Below are 10866 nucleotides of genomic sequence, written 5' to 3'. Positions count from 1 at the left end.
TTCGGCGGCGGCCAGCAGCGCGGCGCACTCGCCGCTGGGCGTGTCGAAGCGCGGCTGCTCGGCCGCCTGCCAGCGCTCCAGCCAGCGCTGGGCCAGCGCCGTGGCGTCGTCCAGGCGGTGCTCCTGCTCACGCAGTTCATCGCGCAGGGTCTGCTGCTGCGCCTGGGCCTGCTGCCATTGCCGGGCGTCGGTCTCGCGTGCGGCCAGCCAGGCGGCGGTGTCGTCGGGCAGGGCATAGCCGAGGGTGGCCAGTTCGTCGCGCAGCGCCTGCTGCACGTCCTGCCGGCGCGCCAGCAGTCGCTGGCGTTCGCCGTCCAGCTCGCCCAGCGCCTGGGTGTCGGCCTGCTGGTCCTTGTCGATCAGCTGCAGCTGCTGGCGCTGTTCGCCGTCCCGTTGGGTGAGGGCGAAGACCCGTTGCTGCGCCTCGTGCAGGGCTTTCTTCAGCGCCTCCAGCTCGGCTTGCCGCTGCTGGGTCTGTGCCTGCTCGGCCAGCAGGCGGGTGTGCTCGCCCGGCAGGTCCAGCGGTTCGCTCAGGCCCAGCTGGGCGAGCAGCCGGCCGATGCCGGCGTCCAGCTGCGCCTGCTGCGTGCTGGCGGCCTGCAACTGGTGGCGGATTTCCTCCAGCTCGCCTTCCACCCGGGCCTTTTCGGCGTTCAGCGTCTGGCCTTGCTGGGTCAGCTGTTCCTGTTCGGCCTTCAGCTCCGCCAGCGCCTGCTGGGTACTGGCGATAGCCAGCGGGTCGTGATGCCCGGCGGCGGGGTGCTCGCACGCGCCGCACACCGGGCAGGGCGCGCCGGGTACCAGTTGGGCGCGCGCCTGCAGCAGATGCTCCTGTTGCAGCAGGCGCTCCTTGTCGTCGACCTGGCTTTTCACCCGGCGGTACAGCTCGCGCAGGGCGGCCAGCTCTGTCTGCCGGGCGGCCTGCACGGCCTGCGCCCTCTCCTGGCGCGCGCCGTGCTTGTGCAGCAGCGCGGCCTGCTGCGCGCGTTGCTCGAGCAGCTGCTGCAGTTGCTCCAGCTGGCCCTTGCGCTGCAGCAGCGCCTGCCAGTGGGCGCGCCAACCGGCTTCATCACGTTCGCCGAGCAGGGCCTGATGCTGCTGTTCGCGTTGCGCCAGTTGCGAGCGGGCCGTTTCCAGCTCCGCCTGGTCGGCGTGCAACTGCTGCTCGGCTTCCACGTGGCGCTGGGCATGCGTGGCCAGACGCTGCTGGATCGCCTGGTGGCGCTTGTCCAGTTGCGCCAGATCGCTGCCGAGCTGATCGCACTCGGCGAAACGCAGCTTCCAGCCGCCCAGCTGGCTGGCGATCAGCGCATGGCTGGCGGTGTCCTTGAGGCGCAGTTCCAGGGCGATGCTGCGTTCTTCCAGGGCGGTCAGCGCCGTGTGTTCCCGGCTGCGTTGCTGTTCGCTGGCCCAGTGGCCGTGCCACAGCGCCTGCTGGCGGCTCTGTTCGTGCTGGTGCTGTTCGTCCTGCAGGTGCCGCAGGTTGGTTTCGGTGGCCTGCAGCGCCTGTTCGGCCTGCAGGCGCGCGTCGAAGACCGGGCGCAACTGTTCGGCCGGCTCACTGGCGGCCAGGCGGCGCAGGTCGGCGGCGGCTTGTTCCAGTTGCGCACGGGCGGCCTGTTCGCGGGCCTGGGCGCTGTCCAGCTGGCGCTGGGCCTGGTCGCGCTGCTGCAGCCACTGCTGCTGGGCGCGCAGGGTCTGCTGTTCGTCGCGCCGCACGGTGTCGTCGGCGGCAAGGTTGGTCGCCTCGGCCTCCAGCGCTGCGCGCGCGGCCTCGTCGAGCAGCTCCACCGCCTCGGCGCGCTCCTGCAGCCGTTCCAGGACGTCCTTCTGCTCCCGGGCGCGCTGGAACACCTGCATGGAAATCTGCCCGTAGATCTCGGTGCCGGTCAGTTGCTCGAGCAGCTCGGCGCGCTCGGCGGCCTTGGCGTTGAGGAAGGCGGCGAAGCCGCCCTGGGCCAGCATCATCGAGCGGGTGAAGCGCGCGTAGTCCAGGCCGGTGAGCTGTTCGACCAGGGCCAGCTTGTCGTTGAGCTTCTCGGCCAGCAACGTGCCGTCCGCCTTGGCCAGCTCGCCCTTGGGCTGCTGCAGGGCGCCATCCGCCTTGTCGCGGGCGCGGCGCTGGCTCCAGAAGGCGCGGTAGCGTTCGCCGCGCGCCTCGAATTCCACTTCGGCCAGGCAGTCGGCGGTGTGCCGGGTCATCAGCTCGTTGCCGCCGGCGCTCACCGTGTCCATGCGCGGCGTGCGGTGGTAAAGCGCCAGACAGATCGCGTCCAGCAGGGTGGTCTTGCCCGCGCCGGTGGGACCGGTGATGGCGAACAGGCCGTTGTCCCTGAACGGCTCGGCAGTGAAGTCGATCCTCCACTCGCCCTTCAGCGAGTTCAGGTTCTTCAGGCGCAGGGTGAGGATTCTCATGCCTGCACCTCCCGCAGGTCGGCCAGCACCTGCTGGTGCAACTGGGTCAGGCGCTCGCGCAGGGCGTCGTCGAGGGTTTCCTGCTCCAGGCGGCGCTGGAACACCTGCAGCGGGTCGAGCTCGTCCAGGGTCTCCCGGGCTTCGCTGTGCAGCGCCGCGCTGGCGCCGTTGCGCTCGCGGCGGATGCGCAGCACTTCCACCGGCAGTTCGCGGGTGAGGTCGGCCAGTCGCGTGCCGAGGTCGCTCAGGTAGTCGTCGCTGACCACCTGCACCTCCAGCCAGGCCGGGCGCTCCGGGGTGCCTTGGGCGGCGGCCTCGGGCAGTTGCGCGGCGATCTGCTCCAGCGTGCCGCGCAGGGTCAGCAGCGGCTGGAAGCAGGGCACGGGCAGGGCGGTGATGCCGCACAGGCCGATGCGGTCCAGATCCACCAGCAGCACTGCTTTCTGCTGGCCGGCCTCGTCGAAGGACAGCGGGATCGGCGAGCCGCTGTAGCGGATATGTTCCTGGCCACCGACGTTCTGCGGGCGGTGGATATGCCCCAGGGCGATGTAGTCGGCGTCGGGGAAGTCGCGGGTGGGAAAGGCTTCCAGGCTGCCCACGTAGATCTCGCGCACCGATTCGCTGGCGCTGGCGCCCACGGTGGTCAGGTGGCCGCTGGCGACGATCGGCAGCGGGCCATGCTGGCGGCGCAGGGCCACGGCCTGCTCGTGGCAGCGCCGGTAGTGCGCGGCGATGGCGTCCTGCAGCGAGCGCTGCTTGTCCTCGGCGCTCTGGCCGGCCTCGCTGCGCAGCAGGTCGCGGGCGCGCAGGAAGGGAATCGCGCAGAGCAACGCGCCCGGCTCGCCGTCGCGGTTCGGCAGCAGCAGCACCTGGTCGGCGGGATTCTCCATGGCTGCCGGCACCACCCAGGTGTCCAGACAGGCCAGCAGCTCGCGGGACTCGCCGAGCATGGCCACCGAATCATGGTTGCCGCCCAGCACCACCAGCCGCGCGCCGGTGTCGCGCAGCGCCACCACGAAGCGGTTGTACTGCTCGCGGGCATGGCTGGGCGGCGCGCCGGTGTCGAAGATGTCGCCAGCGATCAGCACCACATCCACCCGATGCAGGCGCACCTGTTCCAGCAGCCAGGCGCAGAATGCCTGATGCTCGGCCTGGCGGCTCTTGCCCATGAAATGCTGGCCGAGATGCCAGTCGGAGGTGTGCAGCAGACGCAGACTCATACGGGTGTCGGGTTCCGGAAACGGGTGGAGATGCGGTCGCGGGCGTATCATGGCGACCCTTTCGAATGGGCGCGAGCATACCCGATGAGTCGTTTGAACAAGGAACTGGGGCTGGGGCAGGGCGTCGCGCTGCTCAGCACCTCGCTGCTGGGCACCGGCATCTTCGTGGTGCCGGCGCTGGCCGCCAGCGCCGCCGGTTCCGCTTCGCTGTGGGCCTGGCTGATCCTCATCGCCCTGGTGCTGCCGGTGGCCTTCACCTTCGCCCAGCTCGGCCGGCGCTTTCCCCATGCCGGCGGCGCGCCGCACCTGATCGGCCTGGCCTTCGGCGCGCGCAGCGAACGGCTGATCGCGCTGCTGTTCCTGGCCGTGCTGCCGGTCGGTTTGCCGGCGGCGCTGAACATCGGCACCGGCTTTTGGCAGGCGGTGCTGCCGCTCAATGCGGGCGAGGTGCTGCTGATCCAGCTGGCCACCCTGGGCGCCATGCTGTTGCTCGGCCAGCGGCCGCCGCGCGCCTCCGGCGCGGTGCAGGCGCTGATTGCCGTGGCCATCATCGGTGCGGTGGCGCTGATCTGGTGGGCCGGCGAGCTGCCGCGCGCCAGCCAGCCGCTGCTGCCGCCGCTCGGCGCGGACTGGGCGCGCCTGCCGGCCGCCCTCGGGGTGATGTTCTGGTGCTTCGTCGGCATCGAGGCGTTCACCCACCTGGGCGAGGAATTCCGCAATCCGCGCCGCGATTTCCCGCTGGCGCTGCTGCTCGGCGTGCTGCTGGCCGGGCTGGTGTACTGGGCCTTCTCCGTGGCGGTGCTGAGCTTCGGCGTGTACGGCGACGCGCAGCGCGACGCCACCGCCCTGCCGCAGCTGATGCAGCAGCTGTTCGGCGAGCGCGGCCGCTGGCTGGTGGCGCTGCTCGGCTACCTGGCCTGCTTCGCCTCCATCAACGTGTATGTGCAGGGTTTTGCCCGGCTGATCTGGAGCCTGGCCGAGGAGGGCAAGTTGCCGGCGCGCCTGGCCGGGCGCAACCGGCATGGCGTGCCGGGTCCGGCGCTGCTGCTGGTGGTGGCGGTCTGCGCGTTGTGCGCCGCGCTGGCCCAGGCGCTGCAGCTGTCGGTGGACGACCTGATCCGCTACGCCAACGGCAACTTCATCATCGTCTACCTGCTCAGCATGGCGGCCGGGGTCCTGCTGCTGCGCGGGCTCTGGCGCGGGGTCGCCGCGCTGGCCACGCTGCTCTGCCTGCTGGTGCTGGCAGCCCTCGGCCGGGATGCGCTGTACGCGCTCGGCCTGCTGGCGGTGCTGACGCTGATCGCCCTCTGGCGCGAGCGGCGCGCCCGGCGGTTCTCGCGCGGCTGAGAGCGCAGCGGCTATCCTCTGCCGCCGAAACCGCTTCGGAAACCTGCCATGCGCCGTGTATTCAACGATCTGAAAATCTTCGTGCTCGCCAACCTGTGGATCGTGCCGGTGGTGGCCGCGCTGGTCTGGGCACTGTTCTCCTTCGTGGCGCCGCCGCCGCCGATGGAAGCGCGCCTGGCCACCGGCGGCCCGAGCGGCGGCTATCACAGCTTCGGCCTGCGCCTGCAGGCCGAGCTGGCCAAGGAAGGTTTCACGCTGGAACTGGTGAACAGCCAGGGTTCGGTGGACAACCTCGCCAGGCTGCGCGCCGGCGAGGTGGAGCTGGCGCTGGTGCAGAGCGGCCAGGAACTGAGCCTGAACAGCGAGCAGCGCGCCGAGCTGTACGGCCTGGGTGTGCTGTTCCAGGAGCCGGTGTGGCTGTTCGCCCGCCAGGATGTGACGATTGCCCGCCTTGGCGAGCTGGCGGCGCTGCGCGTGGCGATCGGCAGCCCGAGCAGCGGCACCCGCTCGGTGACCGATGCCCTGCTCGGCGCCAACGGCATCGACCTGCAGCAACTGCCGGCGGGCTGGCAGGCAGTCGGCGGTGCCCGCGCGGCCCGCGAGCTGCAGGCCGGCAACCTGGATGCGGCTTTCTTCATCGGCCCGGCGGAGAACGGCCTGGTGCAGCGCCTGGCCGGCGATCCGAACCTCAGGCTGCTCAACCTGGGGCGCAGCGCCGCCTACCAGGCGCGCCTGCCGTACCTGAACCGCATCGACGTGGGCGAAGGGCTGGTCAGCCTGGAACGCAACGTGCCCGATCAATCGCTGGAAACCGTCGGCCCGCTGGCCACGCTGGTTGCCAGCGAAGCGTTCCATCCCTCGCTGACCCCCCTGATCCTGGCCGCCGCCCGCGAAGTGCTCAAGGACGGCAACCTGCTGGACGCCGCCGGGCGCTTCCCGGCACCGGCCTCGTCGAACTTCGCCACGCTGGACGAGGCGGAGTACTTCTACAGCAAGGGCCTGCCGATCCTGCAGCGCTACCTGCCGTTCCGCATCGCCTCGCTGGCCGACCGCTACATCATCCTCGCCATTCCGCTGCTGGTGCTGCTGATTCCGCTGATCAAGGTGGTCGGCCCGCTGTACCGCTGGCAGATCCGCTCGCGCATCTATCGCTGGTACAAGCACCTGCGCGAGATCGACCGCCAGCTGTACCTGGGCAAGCTGCAGGACCCGCAGAAGGAGATCGACCACCTGATCGCCCTGGGCCTGGAACTGGCGCGCATCGAGGTGCCGCTGTCCTATTCCGGCGAGCTGTATGACCTGCACGTGCACGTGCGCTACATGATCAAGCGCCTGGAATTCCTGCGCGACCAGCCGAAGAGCGGCAAGGCGCTGGCGCAGCCGGAGCTGATCGACTGAGCCAAGGCCCGTGGGAGCGGACTCGTCCGCGAGCTCTTGGCTCGCGAATGAATTCGCTTCCACAGGTTCGTTTTTTTGTGGGAGGGGCTTCTGCCGCGATGCTTTACACTAGCGCGCCTGTTTCGCCCGCCCCGAGAGTTCCATGCCGATTCGTCACTGCATCGTCCATTTCATCGACAAGAAACCCGACGGCTCGCCCGCCGTGCTGCATGCCCGCGACGCCGAGCTGCCGGTCAATCAGGCCATGGAGAACCTCATGGCCGATCTCAACGACAGCTACAACGCCAAGCAGGGCAAGGCCTGGGGGTTCTTTCATGACGAGTCCGGCGCCTACCCGTTCAGCGGCTGGCTGAAGGGCTACCTGGACAACCAGCAGGACTTCGCCGCCTTCAGCCGCCAGGCGGTCGAGCACCTGCAGAAGCTGATGGAGGAATCCAACCTGTCCACCGGCGGGCACGTGCTGCTGTCCCATTACCAGCAGGGCATGACCGACTACCTGGCCATCGCGCTGCTGCACCACAGCGAGGGCGTGACGGTCACCGAGGCGCTGGAAGTGGCGCCGGCCAAGCACCTGGACCTCGGCCAGCTGCACCTGGCGGCGCGCATCAACCTCTCGGAATGGCAGAACAACCGTCAGTCGAAGCAGTACATCTCGTTCATCAAGGGCAAGAACGGCAAGAAGGTCTCCGACTACTTCCGCGACTTCATCGGCTGCCAGGAAGGGGTGGATGCGCCGAGCGAAACCCGCACGCTGCTCAAGGCGTTCAGCGATTTCGTCGAGCAGGAGGACCTGGCCGAAGAGCAGGCCCGCGAGAAGACCCAGACTCTGGTCGACTACGCCAGCACCCAGGCGCGCCTGGGCGAGCCGATCACCGTGGAAGAACTCTCCGGCCTGCTCGACGAGGACAAGCCGCGCGCCTTCTACGACCACATCCGCAACAGCGACTACGGCCTGGCGCCGGAGATTCCGCCGGACAAGCGCACCCTCAACCAGTTCCGCCGCTTCACCGGCCGCGCCGAGGGGCTGTCGATCAGCTTCGAGGCGCACCTGCTGGGCTCGCGGGTCGAGTACGACGAGACGACCGACACCTTGACCATCCGCCAGGTGCCCACTCAGCTGAAGGATCAGCTCAAGCGTCGCTGAGTCCCCCCGCTCGTTCATGCGCCCCGGCTGCCGGGGCGCTTTCGTTTTCCTTCGCGGCGCGTCGCGCCCCGATTCATGCCGTGTAGCCCATGACCGTAACCCTCGAATTGCTTGCCACCGAGGCGGACCAGGCCCCCCTGATCCGCAACCTCTACCAGTTCTACGCCTACGAAACTTCCGACTGGGAGCACGAGGATGTGGACGCCGACGGGCGCTTCTACGTGCATGACGAGTACCTGGCTCGCTATTGGGAGGAGCCGGACTGGAGCGCGCAACTGGTGATGGTGGAAGGCGCCATTGCCGGCTTCCTGCTGATCGAGCGCAGCGAGGTACCGGGCCTCGACGCGCTGGAGCTGGCCGACCTGTTCATTCTCAAGAAGTACCGGCGCCAGGGCATCGGCCTGGCCGTGACGCTGCATGCGCTGAGCGACACCCGCCTCCCCTGGCTGGTGCGTTTCCATCAGCAGGACGAGGTGGCGCAGGCGTTCTGGCAGGCGGTGGTCGAGGAGCTGCCGCGCCCGTCCCGCGAGATCGAGTTGCCCGACGACCCGACGCTGGTAAATTTCCTGGTGACTTCGGCGCTGCATTGAGGACGTAGGCGGTCAGCTCGAAACTTGTAGGAGCGACTTCAGTCGCGAGCTTCTGGCCACGGCCTGCACAAAGCATCGCGGCTGAAGCGGCTCCCACGAAAGCCGCGGATCTCTGGCCGTTACAGCGCCTCGATCCGGAACCCCAGCCGTGGAAAGTGCACGTGCACCAGGCCGGCGCGCTCGTCCTCGCGGCGCAGGATCAGTTCCTCCGCGCCGGCGTACAGCAGCTCGCCCTGCACCGGATCGACGCCGTAGTCCTCGGCGCGAATGCTCACCCGCTGGCCGGCCTGGAAGCCGTTGGGGTCGGCGAACGCCTCGGCGGGCAGCGGCGCCGGTTCGGCCTGGCGGGCGATCTCCAGCGCCTGCTGCGCGTCCATGCGCTGGGCGGAGCCATGGCCAACGTCCAGCACACGTGCCAGCCAGGCGCGGATCGACGGGGAAGCATCCACCAGCGGTGCGGTCACCGGGTTCCCCTTGAGGAACCACAGCGGGTGGGCCAGGGCGAAATCGGCCAGCGACGGCGCCCCGAACAGGAAATCGCCGTCCTCGCCCGCCAGTTGCCGCTCCAGTCGCGCCATCAGCACGGCCCAGGTGCTGCGGGCCTGTTCGACCGAAACGCGGGGCGCCGTACCGCCCTTGAACAGCGCGGCGCGGTCGGCGACGAAGGCCTGCACGGCGGCTTCCGGCAGGCTGCCCAGGCGGGCGCTCAGTGCCTGCGGCTGGAAGCCCAGGGTGATGGCGGTCTGGAACACCAGCGAATCGGCCCACTGCGCGAAGGCACTGACCACCAGTTCCTTGCCTTCCGGAAAGAGCGTCGGCGTGGCCTTCTCGGCCTCCAGGCGGCGGGCGATCAGCGCGGTGTCGCAGTAGATATCGGCGCCGACCTGCAGCACCGGGGTCTTGCGGTAGCCGCCGGTCAGTGCGGTGAGGTCAGGCTTGGGCATGATGCGCGGGATGTACACCGAACCCCAGGACAACTGCTTGAAACCGAGCATCAGCCGGGCCTTCTCGGCAAAGGGCGACTCGGGGTAGTGGTGCAGGATCAGGGTGTTGTGCATGGTCAGGCTCCGCTGGAAAGGTGCGGGGCGAAACTAGCAGTCCCTGACGGCCGCCGACATTGCCGAGCTGCCAGCCGCCAGCATCTCCTTGGCCGGTTTGCGCAGCGCCTTGATGGCCCGCTCGCGCTTGAGGGCCGCACGCTTGTCCGCGCAGGCTTCCACGTACACCAGCGCCTGCGCCGGGCTGGAATGGAAGAAGCGCGCGCCCTTGCCGCTCTGGTGCTGGGCGAAGCGCCGTTGCGGGTCGTCGCTGACGCCGCAATAGAGGGCGCCGTTGGCGGCGCGCACCAGGTAGACGAACCAGGGCTTGGAGGGGGCGTCGGTCATGGAAGGGCAGGGCCGCGAAGGGGAGGCACAGTGTAATGGCCGGCTGGGTGAGTTCAAGCCGGCACCCCAGGGGTGGTGCCGGAGGGAGTGCCCGCACCCAACCGGTCCGGCTTCGGATATGCTCGCTGGGCCATTGTTGTTGGAGGTGTCGTGTTCTCATTGAAGCGCCAGGGCGATTTTCGCCTGCAACTGACCCGCACGCTGAAGACGCCGGGCCGCCATCAGCTTGACCTGTATCTGTTCACGCCGCACGAAAGCACGCTTTCCCCCCGCACCCTGGCCGAGGAGCAGTTCTTCTTCTCGGCCCTGAGCCACCGCTTCGGCCTGCTCGGGCTGCCGGCCCAGGACCGCGCCAGCAAGCTGGACACCTCCTATTCGCTGCTTTCGCCGCACTACGAAATCATGCATGGCGCCTGGTTCTACCAGTACCTGGCGTCGCTGGACCGGCTGCGCCAGCAGTTGCAGGGCAAGGCGCTGGCCGAGCCGCTGGCGCGCGCCCTGCGCCTGAGCCAGAACTTCGCCCAGCGCCTGCGCAAGGCGGAGCCGAAGCAGAGCAAGCAGTTGCGCTATTTCCGCCAGCTCGACGTGTACTTTTCCTGGCTGGCCGAGCAGTTCCTGCTGGAATGCATGACCCTGGAAGGCTTCGCTGAGCTCGACGAGGAGCTGCGGCAATCCGTGGAGGACTTCCTTGCCCAGGAACGCCGTTATCGCCGGGAGCGCGATTACCTGGGCGATTTCCAGGGCACGCCGACCCGCGTGTGGAACCGCATGAGCCTGTACCAGCGGTTGCTGGAATACCCGGTGGTGCTGCGTCAGAAGATCACCGAACTGGGCGCCGGCACGCGCAAGCTGGTGAAGGCAGCTTCCACGGTGCTGATCATGTCGCTGTTCACCTATTTCCTGTTCAACGTGCGCGACGCCAGCCAGCAGCTGTCGCTGGCCCTGCTGCTGGGCATCGCGCTGATCTACGCGGTCCGCGACCTGCTGCGCGACGACCTGATCGACGCCGTCACGCGCTGGCTGCGCAAGGGCAAGCCGCGCTGGAGGATCCGCCAGCAGATGCCGTTCACCCAGCGCTTGCTGGCCCAGCAACTGGTCTGGCTGGATTACCGGCGGCTGCCCGAGCTGGACGTGACGGTGCGCGAGCATGCCGGCAAATGGGCCACCAACGAGGAGCGGCAGATCATCTGCTACCGCTCACGGCTGCATCTGGACAAGGCAACGCTGACCCAGGACGAAATCCAGGAGCGCCTGACCCTGGACTGCGAACCGCTCTGCGCGATGATCCAGGCCAGCCACCAGCAACTGTTCGAGTGGAAGGAAGGCGATGGCGTGCAGGTGCACGCCATCGAGAAGCAGCATGACTA

Annotated in this window: 9 protein-coding genes; 5 read left to right on the top strand and 4 right to left on the bottom strand. The window is 68.8% G+C overall.

Annotated elements, in window-relative coordinates:
- On the bottom strand, positions 1-2415 hold a 2415-nt coding region (locus AS93_RS0113185), incomplete at its 3' end, for an AAA family ATPase (protein ID WP_027591050.1).
- Positions 2412-3629, bottom strand: a complete 1218-nt coding sequence (gene sbcD / locus AS93_RS0113180; protein ID WP_027591049.1) for an exonuclease subunit SbcD — start codon at positions 3627-3629, stop codon at positions 2412-2414. The genes sbcD and AS93_RS0113185, both read right to left, overlap by 4 nt.
- Positions 3630-3719: 90 nt before the next feature.
- Here sbcD and yjeH point away from each other — a divergent pair, with 90 nt between their 5' ends.
- The 4 genes from yjeH (at position 3720) to AS93_RS0113160 (ending at position 8114) form a co-directional block, all read left to right on the top strand.
- Positions 3720-4982, top strand: a complete 1263-nt coding sequence (gene yjeH / locus AS93_RS0113175; protein WP_027591048.1) for an L-methionine/branched-chain amino acid transporter — start codon at positions 3720-3722, stop codon at positions 4980-4982.
- Positions 4983-5030: 48 nt separating this feature from the next.
- A complete protein-coding gene (locus AS93_RS0113170) occupies positions 5031-6380 on the top strand; it encodes a TAXI family TRAP transporter solute-binding subunit (RefSeq protein ID WP_027591047.1) in 1350 nt (449 codons plus the stop codon).
- Between the two features lie 142 nt (positions 6381-6522).
- Entirely contained in the window at positions 6523-7524 is a 1002-nt protein-coding gene (gene yejK / locus AS93_RS0113165; protein WP_027591046.1) for a nucleoid-associated protein YejK, read from the top strand.
- 89 nt (positions 7525-7613) lie between these two features.
- Entirely contained in the window at positions 7614-8114 is a 501-nt protein-coding gene (locus AS93_RS0113160) for a GNAT family N-acetyltransferase (RefSeq protein WP_027591045.1), read from the top strand.
- Positions 8115-8233: 119 nt separating this feature from the next.
- Here AS93_RS0113160 and AS93_RS0113155 read toward each other — a convergent pair whose 3' ends face one another.
- Together AS93_RS0113155 and AS93_RS0113150 are read right to left on the bottom strand one after the other, a co-directional pair.
- Positions 8234-9172, bottom strand: coding sequence for a glutathione S-transferase family protein (locus AS93_RS0113155; RefSeq protein ID WP_027591044.1), 939 nt, complete (start codon positions 9170-9172; stop codon positions 8234-8236).
- A 33-nt stretch (positions 9173-9205) separates the two neighbouring features.
- Positions 9206-9499 (bottom strand): GIY-YIG nuclease family protein, encoded by a 294-nt coding sequence (locus AS93_RS0113150; RefSeq protein ID WP_027591043.1) that lies wholly within the window; start codon positions 9497-9499, stop codon positions 9206-9208.
- Positions 9500-9649: 150 nt separating this feature from the next.
- Here AS93_RS0113150 and AS93_RS0113145 point away from each other — a divergent pair.
- Positions 9650-10866: hypothetical protein (locus tag AS93_RS0113145; protein WP_027591042.1), on the top strand; the 1217-nt coding region annotated here is incomplete at its 3' end.

The sequence above is a fragment of the Pseudomonas sp. RL genome, from assembly GCF_000647775.1.
GTDB classification, from domain to species: Bacteria; Pseudomonadota; Gammaproteobacteria; order Pseudomonadales; family Pseudomonadaceae; genus Serpens; species Serpens flexibilis.
Note: the sequence above shows the minus strand (reverse complement) of the source record. Positions and strands in the feature narration are given on the sequence as shown.

What these genes read in the sequence shown, in the direction of transcription:
- yjeH (WP_027591048.1), top strand. Translation starts at nt 3,720, where the DNA reads ATGAGTCGTTTGAACAAGGAACTGGGGCTGGGGCAGGGCGTCGCGCTG.
- AS93_RS0113170 (WP_027591047.1), top strand. Translation starts at nt 5,031, where the DNA reads ATGCGCCGTGTATTCAACGATCTGAAAATCTTCGTGCTCGCCAACCTG.
- yejK (WP_027591046.1), top strand. Translation starts at nt 6,523, where the DNA reads ATGCCGATTCGTCACTGCATCGTCCATTTCATCGACAAGAAACCCGAC.
- AS93_RS0113160 (WP_027591045.1), top strand. Translation starts at nt 7,614, where the DNA reads ATGACCGTAACCCTCGAATTGCTTGCCACCGAGGCGGACCAGGCCCCC.
- AS93_RS0113155 (WP_027591044.1), bottom strand. Translation starts at nt 9,172, where the DNA reads ATGCACAACACCCTGATCCTGCACCACTACCCCGAGTCGCCCTTTGCC.
- AS93_RS0113150 (WP_027591043.1), bottom strand. Translation starts at nt 9,499, where the DNA reads ATGACCGACGCCCCCTCCAAGCCCTGGTTCGTCTACCTGGTGCGCGCC.